This is a genomic window from Micromonospora sp. IBHARD004, from assembly GCF_052814115.1.
The window spans coordinates 4446501-4468228 of sequence record NZ_CP199934.1; the positions used below are offsets into that span (position 1 = coordinate 4446501).

Here is a 21728-nt window from a genome sequence, read left to right on the forward strand (position 1 = left end):
GTCGGTGACCTTGTCGCGGCGACCCTCGTCCATTCCGCTCTGTGACCCATCCATCCCCCATATGTGAAAGGTGCAACGATGCGCAGGAGATCGACGTTCCAACTGGCAGCCCTGACCGCTACCGCTGCAACATTCCTGGCGGCCGGTGGAGCCTCCGCGGCGGTGGGTACGGCAGCGTCCGTGACCGCCTCCGCGGGTGTTGCGGCCTGTGAGCCGGGTGCCGAGGGGCACAGCGCGGCGCGGGTGAGCGAGGGCGCCACCGCACAGGAGCCGGAGCTGTATTCCAAGAATGAGGCAAACGCCTACGGCGTGATCAAGGATTCGCCGCGCCTGCCCAACGGCAGCACCACCGTGCCCACGATCTTCCACATGATCTCCGACCACCCCCTCGGCGCGGCCGAGACGAACAGGTGGAACACCCTGATCGCGGCGCAGATGACGGTGCTCAACGATTCGTTCGCGGGCCGCACGGCGGCGAACGCCTCCGACACGCCGTTCCGCTTCTCTCTCGTCGACACGACGTGGACGGTGAACAGCGACTGGTACACGGTCGTGCCGGGCAAGAACGAGCGGGACATGAAGCAGGCGTTGTACACCGGCGACTCCCGCACCCTGAACGTGTACGCGGCCAACATCGGCGGCGGGCTCCTCGGCTGGGCGTACTTCCCGAAGGGTTACAACAACGGCCGGGACTACATCGACGGCGTGGTGATGCTCGATGAGTCGATGCCGGGCGGAACGGCGGGCAAGTACGCCCTGGGTGACACGCTGACGCACGAAGTCGGGCACTGGCTGATGCTGGAGCACACCTTCGCGCACGGGTGCTCCGCTTCCGGCGACTACGTCGCGGACACTCCGCGGGAGGCGGCGCCGCAGTTCAACTGCCCGGTGGGCGCGGACACCTGCACGGCACCCGGGCTGGACCCGATCCACAACTTCATGGACTACACGCAGGACTCCTGCATGAACATGTTCACCGCAGGACAGGCGGACCGGATGAGCGACGCCTGGATTGCATTCCGGGCCGGTGGCGTCAAGTAGCCAAGCCTTGGTGGGCACGTGTCGGGGTTGACGGGCCGCGGCCAGCGGCTCGTCAACCCTTTCGTATACGCAGACCGAAGCGCTACCGCCGCGCGGTCTTCGTGCTGCGCGAGGTGTTCGACGTGCCGCACGACGAGATCGCCGAGGCCGTGGGCAAGTCCTCCGCAGCGGTCAGGCAGATCGCGCACCGGGCGCGCCGACACGTGGCCGCGCGGCGCCCGCGGATGGAGGTGAGCCGCACCGAGCAGCAGCAGGTCGTGGAGCAGTTCCGCGCCGCGCTCACCACGGGTGACGTGCAGGGCTTGATGGCTGTGCTCGCGCCCGACGTCGTCCTGGTCTCCGACGGCGGGGGTCTGGTGCCGGCCGCGCGGAAGCCGATCGAGGGCGCAGACAAGCTCGCCGCGGTCCTCGCCTTCGGAGCCACCAAGGTGTCCGCGGAGCTCACGAGCACCCCGGTGTGGCTCAACGGCGCGCCCGGCGCCCTGATCGACATCGACGGCGAGGTCGCCGCCGCGGTCAGCCTGACCGTCGAGAACGGCCGGATCACCCGAATCTACGCGATCCTCAACCCGCACAAGCTGGCGTGGCTCGACGCCGAGGCGGCCCTCGCTCGGTAGCCGCACAGCGTCATACGCTCCCTCGATGAGGCACCCCATCTGGCCGCGGACCTGGCCCGATCAGGTCGCGAGGAAACCGTCTGTCACATGCTCGAACTCGTCGGAGTGGGTCCAGATGAGCGCGTGGTCGGCACCGTCGATGACGACCAGCTGGGAACCAGCCACACCGTCGTGGAGCATCTTCGCGTGGTGGATCGGTACCGCTTGATCGTTCGAAGCGGCGATGACGAGCGTCGGACATGCGATCTCCGCCAGCCGGCGCCTGCTGTCGAACGCCATCGTCTCCCTCCAGGCGGACACCATCAACTTGCGGTCCTGGTCCGCCATGAGCCCGGCGAGCCAGTCGGCACGTGCCCTGCCGAGCTGCGGCGTCGCCTGTGAGACGACCAACTTCGCCGACAGCCGCATGCCGAGGATCTGGAGCACCAGCGGCAGGAGGTGGCCCTCCACCTTTTCGCGACAGGTCGCCATGTTGAACGCGAAGGTGCAAGCGAGCACGAGGCGGTCGCATCGTTCGGGGAAGTCGAGGACCAACTGCTGAGCGATCGCGCCGCCCTGCGAATAGCCGAGCACGGCGGTGGAGTCGATGCCCAGATGGTCGAGCAGTTGGGACAGGTCAGCTGCAAGCTGCGTGACCGCGTACGGCGGCGGAAGGTCCCGGCTCCGCCCGTGGCCACGCAGGTCGGGAACGATCACGCGATGCCGGGTCGCGAAGTGCTCTGTCACCGGCTCGAACATTTCGCCGGTGACCATCAACCCATGCACGAGCAGGAGGGGCGGCCCCGATCCGCGCTCGGTGAAATAAAGGGGCTCTGAAGGTGATCGTGCAGAGCTCATGGCAGCCTTACAGCCTTCCGCGCGTGTTTGCGATCCCCCATCACTACCCGGGACCGACGCGGCCTCAGTCACAGGGCCTCTGGTCGTTCGGGTTGATCTATTCACAGTCAACCTATTGGATCCCGGCGTGCCACGGCCGCGACGTGACTACCGGTGAACGGCACCTCGCCTCCGTCGCTCCGATGGATCATGGGGGCAGCCAGGCGCGGCTCGCTGGCCTCAGCCGCGGGCACAGGGACCCGCCTTCTGCCGTGGTCACTGGCCGGGCAGAACAGAGGGGTCAAATTTCCGCCGGCGTTGACGACAGGACAAAGTTCGGCCAGTCCCCACCCGGCTCGCAGCCTATTGCGCACGCAACGTTTGCCAGGTGAGCGGGAACTTGGCCCCAACGTGTCGGTGATGGAAGATAGGTGAATGCGTGTGCGGAACCGCAACAACGTGGTGTTGGCCGGTCGCGAGGACGGCCCCACCGTTGTGCTCGCGCACGGCTTCGGCTGCGACCAGCAGATGTGGCGCTACGTGACCAGCGAACTGGAACAATGGGCCCAGGTGGTGCTATTCGACCACGTCGGATCAGGCAAGGCTGATCCGGCGGCCTGGGACGCCGACCGGTACGCCTCCCTGGACGGCTACGCCGATGATGTGCTGGGCATCTGCCAGGACCTGGATCTTCAGCAGCCGATCTTCGTCGGACACTCGGTCAGTTCGAGCATCGGAGTTCTCGCAGCGAACCGCGAACCGGACCGTTTCTCCGCACTTGTCCTGGTCACCCCGTCACCGTGCTACATCGATGACGGAGACTACCGAGGCGGTTTCACTCGTGGTGACATCGACGAGTTGCTTGAGTCGCTCGACAGCAACTACCTCGGCTGGTCGTCGAGCATGGCTCCCCTAATCATGGGCAATCCGGAGCGGCCGGAGCTGGGGGAAGAGCTGACGGCAAGTTTCTGCCGGACGGACCCCGCAATGGCGCAGGTGTTCGCCCGGGCCACGTTCCTGTCCGACAACCGTGCCGACCTCGCCGCGGTGAGCGTTCCCACCCTGATCCTGCAATGCTCCCAGGACGCCATCGCGCCGCCTGAAGTCGGCGCGTTCGTGCACGCGCAGATCGCCGGAAGTCGGCTGGTCACCTTGGACGCGACCGGGCATTGCCCGCAGTTGAGCGCGCCGGAGGCCACGGCCGCAGCGATCACGTCGTTCATCAGGGCCGCCTACCGATGACCGCAGCTACCGGGCGTGATCCTCACCGCCGAGGTCGAAGCGATGACGGGAGCGCCGGGCCGAGCGAGGTGGGCTTCCCCGCGTTGCTGGAAGACAACCTCGAAGACCTGTACGAGAACGCGCCCTGCGGGAACCTGTCCACCCTCCTGGACGGCACCATTGCGAAGATCAACGGCACCATGCTGGCCTGGCTCGGCTACACCCGCGAGGAACTCGTCGGCCGGCGCCGCTTCAGTGACCTGCTCACCGGCGGGGGTCGCATCTACTATGAAACTCACTTCGCACCCATGCTGGCCATGCAGGGCGAGATCGGCGGTATCTCCCTCGAACTTCGCACCAAGGACGGCTCACGCATGCCGGTCCTCGTCACCTCCATCGTCAAGGCCGGCAGCGAAGGCCAACCCCAGCTCATCCGGACGACCGTCTTCGACGCCAGAGAACGCCGCGCCTACGAACGAGAGCTCCTCAGCGCCCGCAGGGCCGCCGAACGCGAGGACGAACGACTACGGCAACTCGTCAGCAAACTGCAACGAAGCCTGCTCCCGGCCGTTCTGCAAACTCCGCCCGGGCTGGAAACCGCCGCGTACTACCGGATGGCCTCCACCGACGAAGTCGGCGGCGACTTCTACGACCTGTTCCCCCTCGACGACGGCCGCTGGGGATTCTTTCTCGGCGATGTCAGCGGCAAAGGCGTCGAAGCTGCCGCCGTCACCGCGCTGGCCCGCTACACCCTGCGCGCCGCAACCGTCTACAACCCCGACCCCGCCGCCGTGCTGCACAACCTCAACACCGTGCTCTGGCAGGAATACCGCGCCGACGCCCGCTACTGCACTGTCGTCTTCGGCATCCTCACACCCACACCGGCCATCGGCGGGTTCACCGCGGTGATCGCCAGCGGCGGACACCCCGAACCCCTGCTGCTACAGGCCGACGGCTCCGCCAACTACCAACGCACGAAGGGCCGCATTGTGGGGGCCTTCCCGACCACTCAATACACCAACACCACCGTCGTAGCGAACCCCGGCGACACGTTGCTCCTCTACAGCGACGGACTCACCGAGGCCCGTACCGCCAGCAGCGAAACCTCCGACGGCCGTTACGGAGCCGCAGCCCTCGCCCAATTCGCCGCCGATCTCGCACCCACCAACGCCGCCGGCGCCGTCGCCGCTGTCATCGACCTACTCGGTACCTTCGGCGCCGGGCTCACCGACGACACCGCCGTCATGGCCATCAGCGCCCCACACAGTCATTCCACTGACAAAGAGTCGGCGCCCGCACCGAACCGTCCATGAGGGACGTCTCATCGGCGAAGGGACGCCGCGGGCCGCGTCACGGCGGGCTGGTGTAAGCGCAGGCGCCGGGCTGCCTCATCGACCCGGTAGGCCGGCCTCGGCGGCGAGGGATTGGATCTCGTCTTCCATCTGAGGATTGGTGAGTTAGCGGGCCATCGGCACCGGCCCGGTCCGGGATGTCGGGTCAGCTGCGCCGTTGGCCTGGCCATGCCCGGCCAGTGCCGGTGCTGGAGCCGTCGGCACAACCGTTGACCCACCTGCTGATCGGAGTGGCACTGGCGGTTAGCGAGCGTGGCGGCCACACCCGCACGACTCCCGGCCCCACAGGGCGTCGATGCCTCAACCTTCCCTCGGCGGCCCCAACGCGGGCCACTGGCACGACCGGGCGGCGGAGGCAAGAAAAAGCATGCGATACAAGCGCATCAACCTTTCGGTTAGGTTTTGAGGGCCATACGGGCTACCGTGCTGCTGCGGGCGACTCGACCTCCTCGAATCGCCCGGACAGACTCGGAGGGATCCGTATGACCACCGTCACGCAGCAAGCCGTCAGCCCGCACAGCAGGGTCACGTCGCCGGCGGAGTCCACGGCCAACGAGCTGATCCAGGTCATGGCTACGATGCCGGCCCACCATCCGTCCCGGGCCGCGATGCGGGATCGGGCCATCGAGGCATGGCTGCCGCTGGCCAACCACCTCGCCCGGCGTTACAGCGGCCGCGGCGAGCCGACCGATGACCTGGTGCAGACCGCCGCGCTCGGCCTCATCAAGGCAGTCAACAAGTTCGACCCCTCCCACGGCGTCGACTTCGCTGGCTACGCCATCCCGACCATCGTCGGCGAGCTCAAGCGGCACTTCCGCGACCGCACCTGGGACATCCGCGTGCCACGCCGGCTCCAGGAGCTGCGGCTGGCCATCTCCGACGCCAACAGCACGCTGCTGCAGACCCTCGGCCGCTCGCCGACGGTCGCCGACATCGCCGCCCACCTCAAGCTGACCGAGGAGCAGGTCCTGGAGGGCCTGGAGGGTGCCCGCGCCTACAATGCGGTGTCGCTGTCCACCCCGACCGGCGACGGCGACCGGGCCACCGAGCTGGGCGACATGCTCGGCGGCGAGGACGGCGAGTTCGAGATCGCCGAGCTGCGCGTTTCCCTCGGCCCGGCCCTCGCCACCCTCGACGAGCGCGAGCAGAAAATCCTCACCCTGCGCTTCTACGGCAACCTCACCCAGAGCGAGATTGCCGCGCAGATCGGCGTCTCGCAGATGCACGTCTCCCGGCTGCTATCGCGGGCGCTGGCCAAGCTGCGGGTGCACCTCACTGACACCTGCTGACCACCCGCCCCGCCGTAAGCCCGGACGCCACCGCTGCCCGCATGCCTTCCGGTGGCCCGGCCACGGGAGCACGGCGCACAACCAGTCCAACGGCTCCACGGCCGCGTAGCGGAAGTCTCCACACTTCGAGGGGATTGACATGGAGATCCTCGTCCCACTGCGCTGTGTGTGTTCAGGGCAAGAGTAGAAGCTTTCCTACTGTGTCTTGGGATTCGAGGTCGCGATGCGCTCTGGCGGCGTCCTCCAGCGGGTAGGTCCGGTCGATGAGGATGTCTAGGGTGCCGTCTTCGATCCATTTCATGACTTGTAGGGCGCGGCTGCGCCGCTGGTCGATCGATTCGTGCGCGGCGTTGCCGAAGACGCGGACGAGGTGGATCCCGTCAGGTTGCTCCCACAGGTTGATCGGGGGGATGGACCCGCCGGAGCGGCCGTAGTGGACGAACACGCCTCCAAAGTGCAGGGCCGAGATGCTGACGTCGTTACCCAGCCCTTGTCATCCTGTCTGCCAGACGGTGCGGACCCATGCGCAGTGGGCGAAGCGCCTGGGGTACTGGCTGGTGATGCGTTGCCAGGCGCAGGTCGGCGGCCACGGGCCGGGCGAGACAGAGCTGGGGCGGGTAGAACGGTCCGCGGTATGTCCGGCCGAGTGGGCGGGGTCTGTCGGGTGGCTCGTCAGGGACTCCCGCAGAGATCATTGCAGGCCCCGGCCTCGGGTCGGCCGAACTGACGCGCAGCCCGTGACGTATCGTTGCACCCCCCGCATGATCGCATCTATGCAGGTTCGTCTCTCGAGGAGGAGATGGACGAGGTGGGTGGGGGCGTCCGACCCCGTGTCGCCGGTCGGCGTGCCGCTCAGAACCTCCCCGGTGATTTCTCCCATCGATTCCACGTCCCACACGGAGGGCCATTGCCGAATGTCTATGCCCGAAATGTGATGATTGTCCGGCCATGGCGGGTCCAGCACCGTCGCGACCACCTCTGGCCGGAGGCCTGCCGGCCGCCGATAGGACCTGTCAGATGACCTTCTTCGAATACCTGGAAAGCCGCCGGGACCTGCTGGTCGCCCAGACCATCGAGCACGCCACGCTCGTGCTGATGGCGGTAGCGCTGGCGACGCTCATCGGCACCTCCATCGCCGTCCTCACCTACCGCCACCGGCGCGCCCGGGGAATCGCCGTCGCGGTCGCCGCTGCTGTGCTGACCATTCCCTCGTTCGCGTTGCTCGGCCTGCTGATCACTCCACTGGGCCTGGGGTACCTCCCCGCGCTGGTCGCGCTGACCCTCTACGCCCTGTTGCCGATCATCCGTAACACGGTGGTGGGACTGACCGAGATCGACCCCGCGCTGACCGAGGCCGCCCGCGGCATCGGGATGAGCCGGGTACGGTCGCTGTGCACGGTCGAGATACCGCTGGCCTGGCCGGTCATCCTGGCCGGTATCCGGGTCGCCACCCAGATGACGATGGGCATCGCGGCGATCGCCGCGTACGTCGGTGGGCCGGGCTTGGGCAACCAGATCTTCTCGGGCCTGGCCAACCTCGGCGGCGTCAATTCGCTGAACCAGGCCCTGATCGGCACGCTCGGCGTGGTCGTCCTCGCCCTCGTCGTGGACCTCTGCCTGGGCCTGCTCGGGATGCTGAGCCGGAGCGGTCGAGGCACCCGGTGGCCCCGCACGAGGTCGAGCGCTCCGCGCCCGGCCGGGCAGCCAGACTCCGTCGCGGCGCTCGCCGGCGCGCCGGCTGTCGCGGCCCCGTCCACCACCCAGGGAGGTCAATGATGACCGCTGACGTGATGATCGACCTGCAACAGGTCAGCAAGTTCTACCGGGGACAGAAGGCCCCTGCGGTTGAAGACGTTTCGATGACCATCCGGCGCGGCGAGATAGTCGTGCTGGTCGGCCCTTCGGGCTGCGGCAAGACCACCACCATGAAGATGATCAATCGGTTGATCGAGCCCACCTCTGGGCGGATCCTGGTGGACGGATCCGACGTCACCTCGCTCAACCCGACCGAGCTGCGTCGGCGCATCGGCTACGTCATCCAGCAGGTGGGGCTCTTCCCGCACATGAGCGTGGCGACCAATGTCGGGTTGGTGCCGAAAATGCTCGGTTGGGACCGCAAGCGGATCGACGCCCGGGTCGACGAGCTGCTGCACCTCGTCGGGTTGGAGCCCGGCGAGTACCGGCACCGCCTGCCACGGCAGCTCTCCGGCGGCCAGCAACAGCGCGTCGGGGTTGTCCGGGCGCTGGCTGCCGATCCGCCGGTGATGCTGATGGACGAGCCGTTCGGCGCCACCGATCCGTTGACCCGGGACCGGCTGCAGAACGAGTTCCTCCGGCTGCAGGAGAAGCTGCAGAAGACCATCGTCTTCGTCACGCACGACTTCGACGAGGCGATCAAGATGGGCAGCCGCATCGCGGTGCTCGGCGACCGATCGAGCATCCGGCAGTTCGACACCCCGGAGCGGCTGCTGAGCAACCCCGCGGACAAGACCGTCGCCCAGTTCATCGGTGCCGGCGCCTCACTCAAACAGCTCAACCTGCGCCGGGTCGACGCGGTCGACTGGGACGAGGCCGAGCTGGTCGGGCTGGATGACTCGCCGACGTCGGCGCTGCGCCGGCTGGACGAGACCGGCGAGTGGGCCGTACTGAGCGTCGACAGCGAGCGGCGCCCGGTGAACTGGATCATCGCCCGGGACCTGGATCCGCATCAGGAGAGCCTGCGCGGCATCGGCGGACCGGCCACCGTGGTGGAACCTCGTGCCACACTGCACGACGCGCTCGACGCGATGCTCAGCAGCAGCAGTGGTGCTGCGGTCGTGGTCGACGACGCCGGCCGGTACCGCGGCACGGTGACCATCGACCGGCTGATGCGGGCGATCAGTGAGATGCGCGAGGCTGAGCGGCGCCGCGATCGGCCGGTGGCGGAGGCGCCGGAGCCAGCGGACGGGCCGAGCGCCGATGCGGTGCCCGCGCAGCGCCGTGGCGCCCGGTCGGCGGCGGATCGGGAGACGCCATGAGCGTCGGCACCGTCGGCTCCGGTCAGCTCGCGGACGCCCCGCCCTCACGGTGGCGGGGCCTGTTGCGCCGGCACGCGACCATGCCGCTGGTGCTCGCGGCGGTGCTGCTCGCCACGTACCTCTGGGTGAGCTCGCTTGCCCTGGACGACATCGAGCGACGCTCGCTCAACGCCGGGCAGCTGTTCCAGGTGACCCGCCAGCACGTCTCGATCTCCTTGATCACCACCCTGCTGGTAGTGATGATCGCGGTCAGCGCCGGCGTCCTGCTCACCCGGCCGGCGCTGCGCTGGCTCGCACCGTTCATCACCGCTCTGGCCAACATCGGCCAGGCGATGCCGGCCATCGGGCTGCTGGTGCTGCTCAGCATCTGGTTGGGCATCGGCACCGGCACCGCGCTGATCGGGCTGGTGGCCTATGCGGTGTTGCCCGTGCTGCGTAACACGATCGCCGGGATCGACCAGGTCGACCGACATCTGATCGAGGCGGGTCGGGGCATCGGCATGTCCCCGCTCGCGGTGCTGCTCCGGGTCGAGCTGCCGCTGGCGGTACCGGTGATTCTCGCCGGCGTGCGGACCGCGCTCGTCCTCGCGGTCGGGGTCGCCACGCTCGCCATCTTCATCGACGCGGGCGGCCTCGGCGGATTGATCGTGACCGGAATCAAGCTTCAGCGTGATCCCATCCTGATCACCGGTGCGGTACTCACCGCCGCTCTCGCCCTGATGCTGGACTGGCTCGGCGGTGTGATCGCCGATCTGCTCCGGCCGCCCGGGCTCGACTGATCCACAGATCATCCACGTCCCTTTTCCCCAATCGACGCCCCGTGCGTCGTGGAGGTCCTTGATGCGTACCCGCATGCCCCTTTCCCGGCTGGCCGCCGGCACCGCACTCATCACGTTGGCACTGGCCGGTTGCTCGGTCACCACGGAGGACTCCGGTGGGCAGGTGGCTGTCGGTGCGGGGTCGATCAAGCAGGACGACGCGCTCGCCGGCCAGACGATCGTGGTCGGCTCCAAGGACTTCACCGAGAACATCGTCTTCGGCCACATCGCCATGCAGGCGCTTAAGGCGGCCGGCGCGAACGTGACCGACCAGACCAACATCAAGGGATCGGTCAACGCCCGCAAGGCCCTGCTCGCCGGGGATGTCGACGTGTACTGGGAGTACACCGGCACCGCCTGGATCACCTACCTGAACCACACCGACCCGATCCCCGACTCGAAGCACCAGTACGACGCGGTGGTCAAGGAGGACAAGGAGAAGAACCAGGTCGTGTGGGGTCCCATCGCGCCGGCCAACAACACCTACGCGATGGCGGTGCGCGCGGAGAAGGCCAAGGAGTGGAACCTCCGCACCCTGTCCGACCTCGCCGCGTTCGCCAAGAGCAAGCCGGCCGACGCGACCTTCTGCCTGGAGAGCGAGTTCACCGGGCGGAACGACGGGTGGCCCGGCATGACCAAGATGTACGGCCTGAACGTGCCGAGGTCCAACATCAGGACCGTCGACACCGGGGTCGTCTACACCGAGACGAAGAAGGGCGAGTCCTGCAACTTCGGTGAGGTGTTCACCACCGACGGCCGGATCAGCAACCTCGACCTGGTGGTCCTGGAGGACGACAAGAACTTCTTCCCGATCTACAACCCGGCGCTGACGGTCAACGGCGCAACTGCCGCCAAGTACCCGAGCCTGACCAAGATCCTTGAGCCGATCACCGCCAAGCTCGACGACGACACCATCCGCAAGCTCAACGAGCGCGTCGACGTCAAGGGCGAGCCGGTGGCGCAGGTCGCCGCGGACTGGTTGAAGGAAGAGGGCTTCATCGCCTGATCTCCCGCGACCGCGAGCGGCTCCCCGGGCCCGGGGAGCCGCTCGCGGTCGTAGCCGTCCAGGTCGATGGTCTGATCGCCGCCAGGCCAGAAAAGAGATGCGAACCGCGATGGAGGCCGACGCAGCGGACACGATGACAACCCTGTTCAGCCCGGTCACGGTCGGCAAGCTCGAACTGGCCGACCGGATCGCCATGGCACCACGGACGCGCAACCGTGCCGGCGAGCGTCAGGTGCCGCAGCAGATCTCGGCGACCCATTACGGTCAGCGCGCCTCCGCGGGACTGATCATCACCGAAGGAACGCAGCCGCGTGAGGGCGCTGGTCGGCGGGATGTCCGAGCTGGCGCCCTCGCCGTACTCACCGCCAGGGCCGTGAGCCACTCCAGCGGTGAGTCCGCCGCGTCGGCGGGAATCGCCATCGACTGCAGCCAAACGTCGAAGCTCTCTTCGGAAACCACGTCCGCGCCGCAGGGCGCGGCGGCGTTCTCTTCCGGCACTCGGGTTGGTAGCCGGCGCGGTCAGCGCTGACAGCCAGGACACCGGGCGGGCGGCGCGCCCGTGCTAGCGTGAGCGGGTTGCAAGCTTTGGTTTGTCGCATACTTTGCCAGCGCCTGGTGGGTATCCAACCCGCCGGGCGCTATTTGTTCTGCCGGTTCTTCCGGACGAGCAGCGGCGACAACCGGGGCCGTACGTGGCTCCATAAACTACTCAGAGGAGAAGACATGGCCTTCGGTACAGTCAAGTGGTTCAACGCGGACAAGGGTTTCGGCTTCATCACGCAGGATGGCGGCGGCGCGGACGTCTTCGCCCACTTCTCCGCCATCTCATCGAGCGGGTTCCGCAGCCTGGACGAGAATCAGCGGGTCGAGTTCGACGTCGAGCAGGGCCAGAAGGGGCTTCAGGCCGCTAACATCCGTCTGGTCTGACGTTGACTCCGCCGAGCCGTGGCGACGAGGTCTCGCCCGTCGCCACGGCGGCGGCTAAGACCACGGCCCGGCGAATACCGGTCCGTTCCGACGCCGCGGTCGTGCCCGGCCTCGAACCGCTGGTGTTGTACGCGCTGTCCGCCCCCGAGTGCGCGCCCGGGACAGCCAGCATCGATCGGCTCCGGCTGGCCCCGGTGCCGCTGGTGCCAGAGGTGCGACTGGTCATGGCCGAGGACGCGATCGTCCTCTGGGCCCGGCTCGAAGCCGAGGCGGGGCACGTCCTCCCGCCGCCGTTCTGGGCGTCGGCCTGGACCGGCGGACAGGCTCTCGCGCGTTACATCCTCGATCACCCGGACACCGTGGCCGGTCGCCATGTCCTCGACGTCGCCTCCGGCTCCGGACTGGTCGCCATCGCCGCGGCGATCGCGGGCGCCGCCGGTGTCACCGCCAACGACATCGACCCCTACTCGATCGCGGCAATCAGTGCCAACGCCCACGCCAACGGCGTCGACCTGACCCTGTCGTCGAGTGACCTGCTTGACGGCGACGGTGACGGCGTGGATGTGGTGTTGACCGGTGACGCGCTCTACCACCCGTCTGTGGCGGCCCGGATGCTGCCGTTCCTCGCCCGTGTCGTGGCGAATGGCGGTCAGGTCCTCGTCGGCGATCCGGACCGGGGCCACGTGCCGCATGACTGGCTGGAGCGGGTGGCGACCTACGAGGTGCCGGTGAGCAGCGCTCCGGAAGACGCGCAGCTTCACCTGACGAGCGTGCTCAAGCCACGACGCGACCAGGTGGACGACCGGGCAGGATCGCCACCCGGCATATCGGCCGTCAGCGATGGCGTCCCCGCCCCGCCCGGCGACCAGGCGCACCAGCCGGCGGAACTGCGCGGGCTGCAGGCTGCCTGTGTGCATGGAGAACAGTGGTGAGCATCGGTGGAGCCGGCCGTTGTGTCGGCTCAGCGCAGCGCGCCGTTGTGGAGCACCGCGTGCGCGCCGACGGTCTGGTTGACGATCTGCGTCACCCGTACGTCGACCGCGATGCTGGCCAGCGCCACCGCGTCGGGGCGGCTGACGTCGTACAACCGTTGCATCAGGGTCAGCATCGAGTTCACGGCCATGAACGTGGCGTCGTCGAGGGTCGCGCCGACGCCAAGTGTCAGCCAGGCGTCCGCGGTTCGGGCCACGGGGCCGGTGACCGGGAAGTCGTCGCGGACGTTGAAGGTCAGGGTCACCTCGTCCATCGGGCACTCGATCGCGGTACCGCCGATTTCCCCGTCCCCCTGCGCGGCGTGCCCATCCCCGACTGAGAACAGTGCCCCGTCGATCGGGATCGGTAGCAGCAGGGTGCTGCCGGCGGTCAATTCCTTGCAGTCCAGGTTGCCGCCGCAGGGTCGGGGCGGGACCGTCGAGTGCCGCCCCGGCTCGGCCGGCGGCATGCCGAGCACCCCCATGAAGGGACGCAGCGCGACCGTGTGGCCTTGCTGGTTGCGGCCGGTCATGGCCACCGGGTCCAGTTCCCAGGCGTGCACCACCCCTTCCTCCTCGACGCCGTACCGCTGGTTGAAACCGCTCGGCCAGCCGCCGGCCACGGTGGTTCCCCAGGTGGCCGGGACGATCGCGTCGATGTGTACCTCGAGGGTCTGGCCGGCGCGGGCGCCGTGGACCGCAACCGGACCGATCAGCGCGTGTCCGTGGTCGGGCTGGTATTGCGGTGCCCGGGGCCGTTCCCGGTTTCGCCCGCCGGGGTACGGGCCGGCCGACCACCAGCAGTCCAGGGTGCGGTAGGTGACGGTGTCGCCGGGGTCGATGGTGAGCACCGGTGGGAAGTCGGGGGAGAAATGGCCGTGCAGGGTTTTATCGCCAGGTGCGAGGGTGTGTCGCATCTGCGCAGGCTAGTTGCTGTTCCCGGGACGGGGTAGATGCGTGACATCCCCCCTCGGGCGTGGCGAGCAGTCCGCCTCGGGACGGCGCCGTGACTCCCTCGGAGGTTGTGCTGCCGAGCAGCGCCCGGGCGTGCACGAGGACCGTCGGGTCGTTGTCCACGTAGACGATCGGTGACTTGGGCGCGACGTCCTGGGCAACCGGGCCCGGCGGCAGCAACGACACGGTCACCGCCGGATCAGCTTCGCGCCGCCAGCCGGCCGGCCGCCGACAACCGTCGGATCACCGCTCCGGGTGGAATGGCGTGACTGGTACGACCGCCCGCACCGGTGGTGGTGGCGGCGGTGAAGAGTGAGTTGAGCAGCGCTTCCTCGACGGAGTCCAGGACGGCGGCGACGACCGGGTTGATCTCCCCGTCGGGGATGGGTGGCTGGTCCGGCTGTGCCGTGCTGAACGCGATCGCGTAGTCGCCGCTGCGTTGCTGTACGACGCCCCGACCCGACCCATCGCGAAGACCGCCCGCCGGGCGACCCGTCCGAGCTGCCGGGCGTCCAGGGGCGCGTCGGTGGCCACGACGATCATGCACGAGTTGCCGGGCGGCTCGGTCCGGTCGGCGTCCGGGATCAGCTCGTCGGCCGGCAGCGGGACGCCGAGGGCGGTCAGCACTCCGCCGAAGTTGGACTGGACGAGGGCGCCGACCGTCGCCGCACGGTCGGCCACCCGCACCGTCCTCGACGAGGTGCCGATGCCGGCCTTGAAGCCCAGGGCCGTGGTGCCGGTGCCGGCCCCGACGCAGCCCTCCGCCGGCGGTCCGCCGGACGCCTGGGTGATGGCGGCGAGCACGTGTTCCCTGGTGATCGGGCGGCGGCGGATGTCCGAAAGGTGGCCGTCGTTGGTCTCGCCCACCAGGGGGCTGAACGACAAGCCGTCCGGCCGGCGGTCCATCAGGTAACCCAGCAGCGCGTCCGCGGCCCGGAACACGGACAGCGTAGCGGTCAGGACGATCGGCGACTCCAGCACGCCGAGTTCGTCCACCTGGGTTGAGCCGACGAGTTTCCCGTAGCCGTTGCCGGAGTACACGGCGGCCGGCAGAGTCCACCGCCCGGGGCCGAGTTGGCTCGGCACGACGGCGGTGACACCGGTGTGCAGGTCGACGCCGTCGTCGATGGTGGTGTGCCCGACCAGGGTCCCGGCGACATCGGTGATCGCGTTGTGCCGCCCGGTGGGCAGCGGCCCGACGACGACCCCGAGGTCGCGGGCGCGGCAACTAAGCGGGTTCATGAATGCTCCTGTCGTCGTTGTTACAGCCCGGCGATGCGAGGATCGTTGCGGAATTTGGCCGGCCGGGTGTGGTGGTATCCGCACGACGAGGACCAGGACACATCCAGGGTGGGGTCGCGGTCAGCGCGGACCAGTCGGGCAGCGTGCTGGTCGACGCCGGCAACAGCCCCGCGGTCGCCCGGCGGATACGTGCGGCGATCGAGGCGGCCGGGCTGCCGGCACCACGCCGGCTGGTCTACACCCACCGCCACTGGGACCACGTCTGGGGGCATGCGCCTGGCGCCGCCCGAAGATCAAGAACGTCTTTCGAAAGGGTCAACTGCACGGGCGGGGGTCCCGGCAACGTCGACGTCGATGGCGAGCAGGACACCGTCCAGCGGCCCGCGTGCCGCCAGCCCGTAATGGGCGCTGGTAATGAAGAGCCGCTGCAGCTGTGGGCCGCCGAGGCAGACGCTGGTGGGCTGGGCCACCGGAAGCCGCAGCTCGCGCTCCAGGCTGCCGTCCGGGCGGTACCGGCGCACCGCGTACCCACCCCACAGTGCCACCCAGAGGTGACCGGCCGCGTCGACCGTCATCCCGTCCGGGGCGCCCTCCGCGGCGGCCAGCCGCAGGAATGGCTCGCGGCCGGAAAGCTCGGCGGTGCGCGGGTCCACAGTGAACCGATCCACCTCGCCACGGGCGGTGTCGGCCAGGTACATCGTGCACCCTTCGGCGTCGAACGCCGGTCCGTTGGTGATGGTCAAGCCGGTCACAGCGGGCACGGGCACGCCGTCGCGGGCGATTCGGTAGAGGGTGCCCGCGCCGGGCGTGGTGTCCTGCGCCATGCTTCCGGCCCAGAAGCGCCCGTGCGGGTCGGCGACCGCGTCGTTCATCCGGGCCGGCGCCGCGTTGCCGCTCTCCAGGTCGGCCACCGGCCGGTAGCCGTCGGCACCGGTGAGCAGCGCGACGCCGGTGCCGACGGCGGCGAGCCAGTCACCGGCCGCCCCGGCAACCGGCGCCACCGCGCCGAGCGGCGCGTCCAGCCGGCGCAGCTCGCGCAGCGGCCCGGGCTTGTCGCCGGTGGTCTCCAGCAGCCGGCCGGCGAGCAGATCCACGAGGATCAGACGCCCGTCCACCCAGCGGGCACCCTCGCCCAGCTCGAACCGGTCGGCGCTCCACGGGGTCGGTTCGGTGAGCCGCATCAATTCCTCCCAAGGCGTCAGCGCACGGCCGTACCGGGCGCGTGGTCGAGCAGCGACAGTTCGGCCCGGTTGGGCAGTCCTTCCCAGTCCCCCGAACTGGCGACGGCGAACGCCCCGGTGGTGACGGCCCGGTCGAGCCGGCCGGAAACGTCGAGCTGGTCCAGCGTGGCGGAGAGCAGGCCGGCCACGAACGCGTCGCCGGCTCCGACGGCATCCACCACCGGGACGGTACGGGCCGGTCGATGCACGCTGCCCTGCGCGGTGTGGCTGGTGGCGCCCTGCCCACCGTGCTTGACCACCACCTCGGATACGCCGGCCGCCCGCAGGGCCGTGACCGGATCCGGGTCGTCGCTCAACACGGACAGCTCGTCGTCGGAGGCGACGAGCAGGTCGACCGAAGGCAGCAACGGGCGGAGCGCGAGGGCGGCCCGATCGACGGGCCAGAGTCGGTGCCGGTAGTTCACGTCCAGGCAGACCAGTGCGCCAGCGGCCCGGGCCGCGTCGACCGCCGCCCGCACGGCGGCACAGGGCCGCTCGCCGAGGCCGGCGGTGATGCCGGTGACGTGCAGGATCCGGGGCACCCGCGCGGGCGCCGCGAACGCGGGCGCCACATCCTTCGGGCCGAGCCGCGAGCCGGCCGAGCCGGTCCGGTAGTAGCTGACCCGGCTGATGTCGCCAATCCGGGCCTCGAACAGGATCAGCCCGGTCGGGGCGTCCGGGTCGATCCGGGCCAGGCTCAGGTCGACTCCTTCCGCGCGCAGCGTACGGCGGACCAACTCGCCCAGCTCGTCCGCGCCGGTGACGCCGATCCACCGTACCGAGTGGCCGAGTCGGGCCAGGCCGATCGCCACGTTCGACTCGGCGCCGGCGACGGAGAGCCCGACGGTACCGCCCAGCCGAAGCGGCGTGGCGGCCCGGAACGACGCCATGGTCTCACCTAGCGTCACCACGTCGATGCCGGAACCGCCGTCGAACCTGGGGTCCGGGGTGAGGGCGTAGCCGGTCATGCCGCGACCGCCGCGAGGAAGTCGGCGGCCCGCCCGCGCAACGCACTCAGGTCACCGCCGCGGGCGGCGTCGCCGAGCAGCGGTGTGCCGACGCCGACCGCGATGGCGCCCCGGTCGAGGTAGCCGCGGGCGGACTCGGCGTCCACGCCGCCGACAGGAACGAACGGGGTACGCGGGAACGGGTCGCGCAGGGCACGCAGATAATCCGGGCCACCCAGCGAGGCGGGGAAGAGCTTGACCGCCGTCGCGCCCCCGGTGTTGGCCTGGACCACCTCGGTCGGGGTCAGCGCGCCGGTCAGCACCGGCAGCCCGAGTCGACCCGCCTCGGCGAGGCTCGGCGCCAGCGCCGGGGTCACCAGGTAACCGGCGCCGGCCGCGGCGGCCTGCCGGGCCTCGTCGACGGTGAGCACCGTACCGGCACCCAGACCGTAGTCGGCGCCGAGCGCGGCGCGCGCCCGGCGCAGCACACCTGGTGCGTCGGTGCTGGTGAACGACACTTCGATCAGCTTGACGCCGCTGTCGGCCAGGGTCAGCACCGCGGCCAAGGCGGCGTCTGGATCGTCGGAACGCACGATCGCCAGCAGCCGGTGGGTGCGCAGGGTGTCGAGCAGGTTCAACGGTGGTCGCCTCCGGACGATCGATGGGCGGAGATGGTGAGCTGCCAGTCGACCTCGCCGCCGGCCGGAACCACCGCTGCGTCACCGCCGGCGGGGTCGGCCTCGCCCAGGTCGAAGACCGCGCCGAGCATCGGTTCGACCCCGATGCTGCGGTACGGCCTCGGCACCGGCCAGCCGCGCAGGTTCCGCCAGAGCGCCGTGGATCGAGGCTGGCCGGGACAGTCGAGACGCAGCCGTAGCGTGTCGGCGCCATCTACCACCTGCACGTCGGGGCAGCCGACCAGAATGGCGCCGAGCGCGGTGCCGTCGTCCGGGCCGAGCCGGTCCAGCGGCAGTCCGGGCGAGATGGGCCAGGGCGCGGTGTGCCAGCGACTGCCGGCCGCCCACGTTCCGTCAGCGACCTCTTCGTCCGCCTCCGGGTAGAGCCGGGTGGGGGTGCCTGCCGGAGCGAGCAGCCGGGCTGCCGGTGACAGGTCGAGCAGGGCGTGCGCGGCCCAGACGAACCGGTATCCCGGGGCGGCCAGTAGCCGGTAGCGGGCCACCACTCCCCCGGCCTGCTCGGTGAGCTGCCGGGTGAGCGTGAAGTCGGGGCACTCGACCACGGCTCTGCCCGAGCCGACCGACCGCCATCGGCGGGACCAAGCGGCCCCGTGGTCGGGCGTGCCGCGTACCGTTGGCACACACTCTTCCAGGCCGCCCGCGTCGACGAACGCATCGCCCGGGCTGACTCGGTCACGACCGGTGGCGGTACCACGCCAGAGCCACTCGCGGCCGGCGCCGGCCAGGCTGGTCCACCGTCCGCCCTGCCGGTCGTCAGTTACGACCCGCAACGGAACATCGACCGTGCCCGACGGCACCTGCCCCGCGGGTGGGACAGACCCGCCGTCGACCGGGCTCACCATTCGGCGAACGAGCCGTCGTCGTGGCGCCAGACGGGATTACGCCAGGCATGACCCTGGCGAGCGGCGGCACGCACCGCCGCCTCGTCGATGGTGATGCCAAGACCAGGCGCCTCCGGTCGGCGCAGGTGCCCGTCGACAAACCGGAACGGCTCCGGATCGACCAGGTAGTCGAGCAGGTCCGAACCCTCGTGGTAGTGGATGCCGATGCTCTGCTCCTGAATCAGGAAGTTGGGCGTGGCGAACGCGACCTGCAGGCTGGCGGCGAGCGAAATCGGCCCGAGCGGGCAGTGCGGCGCCAGCACCGCACCGAAGGTTTCCGCCATCGCCGCGATCCGGCGGACCTCCGAGATGCCCCCCGCGTGGGACAGGTCGGGCTGGACCACCGCCACGCCGGCCTGCAGTGGAGCGAGGAATTCGTGCCGGCCGAAGAGCCGCTCGCCGGTGGCGACCGGGACCGGCGAGGCGGTGACGATGTCGGCCAGCCGGTGGCTCTGCTCCGGCACGACCGGCTCCTCGACGAAGAGTGGCCGCAGCGGGGCGAGTTCCGGCAGGATGCGGCGGGCCGCCGCGGCAGTGGCCCGGCCGTGGAAGTCGACGGCGATGTCCCGCTCCTCGCCAAGCACCTCGCGCGCGGTGGCGACCCGGCGTACCACAGCGGCGACCTCGGCGGACGTGGGGATGGCGGTGAGGCGACCGGAGGCGTTCATCTTGATCGCGGTCATTCCGGCAGCGACCTGTGCGGCGGCCGCGTCGGCCACCTCGCCCGGCTCGTCGCCGCCGATCCACGAGTAGATGCGGACCCGGTCGCGGACCGCTCCGCCGAGCAGCGCGTGCACCGGGGCGCCGTACGCCTGCCCGGCGATGTCCCACAGCGCCTGGTCGAGGCCGGCCACGGCGCTGGAGAGCACCGGCCCACCCCGATAGAAGCCGCCTTTGGTGAGCACCTGCCAATGCTGCTCGATCCGGAGCGGATCCTCGCCGATCAGGTACTCGGCGAGCACGTCGACGGCGCTGCGGACCACCTCGGCCCGGCCCTCCACCACGGGCTCGCCCCACCCGACCAGCCCTTCGTCAGTCTCCACCCGACAGAACAGCCACCGCGGCGGAATGAGGAAGGTCTCAATTCGGTCGATCTTCACCAGGTGCCTCTCTGCCATGTTGCTCGGCTACCGGCTCGCTGCGCTCCGCTGGCCGCAGACGGCCGATGCTCACTCGCTGTCGCCTCGTTTGCGTTCGCGTACCTTTTGGACGTCCCGGACCGCCTTGTCCAGCAGGCCGCGCATGGCCTGCTCGGCGCCACCGGGATCGTTGGCCCGGATCGCCTCCACCACCGCCCGGTGGCTGGGTACGGGGTCGTCGTGCCGGGCCACTCCGTGTACCAGCCGGTCCCGCTCGGCCAGCCCGGTCTCGATCACCACCTCCATGCGTTCCAGCAGTTCGTTGTGGGTGGTGGCGAGCAGCGCACGATGGAAGCTCAGGTCGGCGTGGACCTTGGCGGTCGGGTCGGCCGCAGCCGACATCTCGTCCAGCGCGCTGTCGAGGACGGCGAGGTCGGCCTCGGTGGCCCGCAGCGCGGCGAGCCGCGCCGCCGCCGGTTCGACGATGCTGCGTACTTCGTGCAGCTGGTCGAGCAGGTGCTGACCGGCCCCCTCGGCGAACTGCCACCGGATGAGATCGCCGTCGAGCAGGTTCCAGTCCGTCCGGGGTCGCACGAACGTGCCGCGCTTCTGCCGGGCGTCGACAATGCCCTTGGCGGTGAGGACCTTGAGCGCTTCCCGCAACGCCGTGAGGCTGACGTCGAGCTCCTCCTGCAGGGCGGCGAGGTTCAGGGTGGCGCCCTCGGCGATCTCGCCGGCGAGGATGCGCCGGGCGATGACCTCGACGGTCTGACCGTGGACACCGCGGCGTGCGTACTGTGCCAATGCTCTGCGCCTTTTCGTCCGTTGGTTCGATTTGTCAGGCCGAGGCTTTCACTGCGGTCCAGCCACCATCCACCACCAGGCTGGCGCCGGTCACGTAGGCGGCGTCCGGTGAGGCGAGGAAGGCCACCGCGGCGGCCACCTCATTCGGCGTGCCGAACCGGCCGGCCACGGTCTGCGCGACGCTACGCTCTCGGTCTTCTTCGGACACTCGGTCCCACGCCGGGGTGAAGATCGGGCCCGGCAGGACGGTGTTGACCCGGACCTCGGGGCCGTACTCGACGGCGAGCTGGCGACCGAGCGCGACCAGGCCGCCCTTGGCCGCCGCGTAGGCCGGGTGTCCGGGAAGTCCGACCAGCGCGTGCACGGACGAGACGAGCACGACCGCGCCGCGGCCGGCGCGCAGGTCGTCCAGGCACGCCCGGACGCCGAGAAAGCCGCCGGTCAGGCTCACCGCGAGCTGGCGGTCCCACGATTCGCGGCTGGTCTGGTGGGCGGGCGCCACCTCGCTGAAGTAGGCGTTGCTGACCAGGATGTCCACCGGGCCGAGGTGCTCCCGGAACGCGGTCACGGCGCTGGACCAGGCGGCCTCGTCGGCGACGTCCGCAATGACCGAGTGTGCCCGTCCACCGCTGGCGGTGATTTCTTCGGCTACCGGTCCGGGGTCGCGGATGTCGGCCAGGCCGACGGCCGCGCCTTCGGCGGCCAGACGCCGCGCAGTGGCCGCACCGATACCTCCACAAGCGCCTGTGACCAGGGCAACCTTGCCTTCCAGCCGTCGCACGTGCTGACTCACCGCCCGCCGAAACTCGCAGATCAAAACATTAATTA

Annotated in this window: 22 protein-coding genes and 3 pseudogenes; 13 read left to right on the plus strand and 12 right to left on the minus strand. The window is 69.7% G+C overall.

What is annotated here, in order from left to right:
- Positions 1-180 precede the first annotated feature (180 nt).
- Together ACTWO6_RS21630 and ACTWO6_RS21635 are read left to right on the plus strand one after the other, a co-directional pair.
- Positions 181-1041: a zinc metalloprotease gene (locus ACTWO6_RS21630; protein ID WP_446215637.1), complete on the plus strand. Its 861-nt coding sequence runs from the start codon at positions 181-183 to the stop codon at positions 1039-1041.
- A gap of 101 nt (positions 1042-1142) precedes the next feature.
- The gene (locus tag ACTWO6_RS21635; protein WP_446215638.1) at positions 1143-1658 is read left to right on the plus strand and encodes a sigma factor-like helix-turn-helix DNA-binding protein; all 516 of its coding nucleotides are present in this window, start codon (positions 1143-1145) and stop codon (positions 1656-1658) included.
- A 60-nt stretch (positions 1659-1718) separates the two neighbouring features.
- On the opposite strand, the gene ACTWO6_RS21640 is transcribed toward ACTWO6_RS21635, so the two are convergent.
- Positions 1719-2411 carry an alpha/beta fold hydrolase gene (locus ACTWO6_RS21640; RefSeq protein ID WP_446215639.1) on the minus strand — a complete coding sequence of 231 codons (693 nt, stop codon included), beginning with the start codon at positions 2409-2411 and terminating at the stop codon, positions 1719-1721.
- 498 nt (positions 2412-2909) lie between these two features.
- Between ACTWO6_RS21640 and ACTWO6_RS21645 the strand changes: the two genes are divergently transcribed.
- The 3 genes from ACTWO6_RS21645 to ACTWO6_RS21655 all read left to right on the plus strand — a co-directional run bounded on the left by ACTWO6_RS21645 (position 2910) and on the right by ACTWO6_RS21655 (position 6336).
- On the plus strand, positions 2910-3716 hold the full coding sequence (locus ACTWO6_RS21645) for an alpha/beta fold hydrolase (protein WP_446215640.1): 807 nt from the start codon (positions 2910-2912) through the stop codon (positions 3714-3716).
- 68 nt (positions 3717-3784) lie between these two features.
- Positions 3785-5008 carry a PP2C family protein-serine/threonine phosphatase gene (locus ACTWO6_RS21650; protein ID WP_446215641.1) on the plus strand — a complete coding sequence of 408 codons (1224 nt, stop codon included), beginning with the start codon at positions 3785-3787 and terminating at the stop codon, positions 5006-5008.
- A 608-nt stretch (positions 5009-5616) separates the two neighbouring features.
- Complete coding sequence (locus ACTWO6_RS21655) at positions 5617-6336, plus strand: RNA polymerase sigma factor SigF (RefSeq protein ID WP_446220727.1); 720 nt, start codon at positions 5617-5619, stop codon at positions 6334-6336.
- A gap of 172 nt (positions 6337-6508) precedes the next feature.
- Here ACTWO6_RS21655 and ACTWO6_RS21660 read toward each other — a convergent pair whose 3' ends face one another.
- A complete protein-coding gene (locus ACTWO6_RS21660; RefSeq protein WP_446215642.1) occupies positions 6509-6781 on the minus strand; it encodes a zinc-binding dehydrogenase in 273 nt (90 codons plus the stop codon).
- Positions 6782-7353: 572 nt separating this feature from the next.
- Between ACTWO6_RS21660 and ACTWO6_RS21665 the strand changes: the two genes are divergently transcribed.
- The 7 genes and pseudogenes from ACTWO6_RS21665 to ACTWO6_RS21695 all read left to right on the plus strand — a co-directional run.
- Complete coding sequence (locus ACTWO6_RS21665) at positions 7354-8112, plus strand: ABC transporter permease (protein WP_446215643.1); 759 nt, start codon at positions 7354-7356, stop codon at positions 8110-8112.
- Entirely contained in the window at positions 8112-9353 is a 1242-nt protein-coding gene (locus ACTWO6_RS21670) for a betaine/proline/choline family ABC transporter ATP-binding protein (protein ID WP_446215644.1), read from the plus strand. The genes ACTWO6_RS21665 and ACTWO6_RS21670 overlap by 1 nt, the downstream gene beginning before the upstream one ends.
- Entirely contained in the window at positions 9350-10132 is a 783-nt protein-coding gene (locus ACTWO6_RS21675; RefSeq protein WP_446215645.1) for an ABC transporter permease, read from the plus strand. Before ACTWO6_RS21670 ends, ACTWO6_RS21675 begins: the two co-directional genes overlap by 4 nt.
- A 61-nt stretch (positions 10133-10193) precedes the next feature.
- On the plus strand, positions 10194-11177 hold the full coding sequence (locus ACTWO6_RS21680; RefSeq protein WP_446215646.1) for a glycine betaine ABC transporter substrate-binding protein: 984 nt from the start codon (positions 10194-10196) through the stop codon (positions 11175-11177).
- 109 nt (positions 11178-11286) lie between these two features.
- A complete protein-coding gene (locus tag ACTWO6_RS21685; RefSeq protein ID WP_446215647.1) occupies positions 11287-11706 on the plus strand; it encodes an oxidoreductase in 420 nt (139 codons plus the stop codon).
- 194 nt (positions 11707-11900) lie between these two features.
- Entirely contained in the window at positions 11901-12104 is a 204-nt protein-coding gene (locus tag ACTWO6_RS21690; protein ID WP_074308580.1) for a cold-shock protein, read from the plus strand.
- Between the two features lie 101 nt (positions 12105-12205).
- Positions 12206-12886, plus strand: a pseudogene (locus ACTWO6_RS21695) (class I SAM-dependent methyltransferase); the annotation flags it as partial.
- Positions 12887-13065: 179 nt separating this feature from the next.
- Here ACTWO6_RS21695 and ACTWO6_RS21700 read toward each other — a convergent pair.
- The 3 genes and pseudogenes from ACTWO6_RS21700 to ACTWO6_RS21710 all read right to left on the minus strand — a co-directional run bounded on the left by ACTWO6_RS21700 (position 13066) and on the right by ACTWO6_RS21710 (position 15271).
- Positions 13066-13992, minus strand: coding sequence for an acetamidase/formamidase family protein (locus tag ACTWO6_RS21700; RefSeq protein ID WP_446215648.1), 927 nt, complete (start codon positions 13990-13992; stop codon positions 13066-13068).
- Positions 13964-14221 (minus strand): SAM-dependent methyltransferase, encoded by a 258-nt coding sequence (locus tag ACTWO6_RS21705; RefSeq protein ID WP_446215649.1) that lies wholly within the window; start codon positions 14219-14221, stop codon positions 13964-13966. Before ACTWO6_RS21705 ends, ACTWO6_RS21700 begins: the two co-directional genes overlap by 29 nt.
- 7 nt (positions 14222-14228) lie before the next feature.
- Positions 14229-15271: pseudogene (locus ACTWO6_RS21710) on the minus strand (P1 family peptidase).
- Between the two features lie 2 nt (positions 15272-15273).
- Between ACTWO6_RS21710 and ACTWO6_RS21715 the strand changes: the two are divergent.
- A pseudogene (locus ACTWO6_RS21715) lies at positions 15274-15486 on the plus strand (hypothetical protein); the annotation flags it as partial.
- A gap of 78 nt (positions 15487-15564) precedes the next feature.
- Here the strand turns inward: ACTWO6_RS21715 and ACTWO6_RS21720 are convergent.
- The 7 genes from ACTWO6_RS21720 to ACTWO6_RS21750 all read right to left on the minus strand — a co-directional run bounded on the left by ACTWO6_RS21720 (position 15565) and on the right by ACTWO6_RS21750 (position 21693).
- Positions 15565-16452: an SMP-30/gluconolactonase/LRE family protein gene (locus ACTWO6_RS21720; protein ID WP_446215650.1), complete on the minus strand. Its 888-nt coding sequence runs from the start codon at positions 16450-16452 to the stop codon at positions 15565-15567.
- A gap of 17 nt (positions 16453-16469) precedes the next feature.
- Positions 16470-17459, minus strand: coding sequence for a sugar kinase (locus tag ACTWO6_RS21725; RefSeq protein ID WP_446215651.1), 990 nt, complete (start codon positions 17457-17459; stop codon positions 16470-16472).
- On the minus strand, positions 17456-18076 hold the full coding sequence (locus ACTWO6_RS21730) for a bifunctional 4-hydroxy-2-oxoglutarate aldolase/2-dehydro-3-deoxy-phosphogluconate aldolase (protein ID WP_446215652.1): 621 nt from the start codon (positions 18074-18076) through the stop codon (positions 17456-17458). Before ACTWO6_RS21730 ends, ACTWO6_RS21725 begins: the two co-directional genes overlap by 4 nt.
- Positions 18073-18678 (minus strand): hypothetical protein, encoded by a 606-nt coding sequence (locus ACTWO6_RS21735; protein ID WP_446215653.1) that lies wholly within the window; start codon positions 18676-18678, stop codon positions 18073-18075. Before ACTWO6_RS21735 ends, ACTWO6_RS21730 begins: the two co-directional genes overlap by 4 nt.
- A gap of 293 nt (positions 18679-18971) precedes the next feature.
- Positions 18972-20135 carry a galactonate dehydratase gene (gene dgoD, locus ACTWO6_RS21740; protein WP_446215654.1) on the minus strand — a complete coding sequence of 388 codons (1164 nt, stop codon included), beginning with the start codon at positions 20133-20135 and terminating at the stop codon, positions 18972-18974.
- Between the two features lie 51 nt (positions 20136-20186).
- Entirely contained in the window at positions 20187-20900 is a 714-nt protein-coding gene (locus ACTWO6_RS21745) for a FadR/GntR family transcriptional regulator (RefSeq protein WP_446215655.1), read from the minus strand.
- A gap of 34 nt (positions 20901-20934) precedes the next feature.
- Positions 20935-21693 carry an SDR family NAD(P)-dependent oxidoreductase gene (locus ACTWO6_RS21750; protein ID WP_446215656.1) on the minus strand — a complete coding sequence of 253 codons (759 nt, stop codon included), beginning with the start codon at positions 21691-21693 and terminating at the stop codon, positions 20935-20937.
- Positions 21694-21728 lie beyond the last annotated feature (35 nt).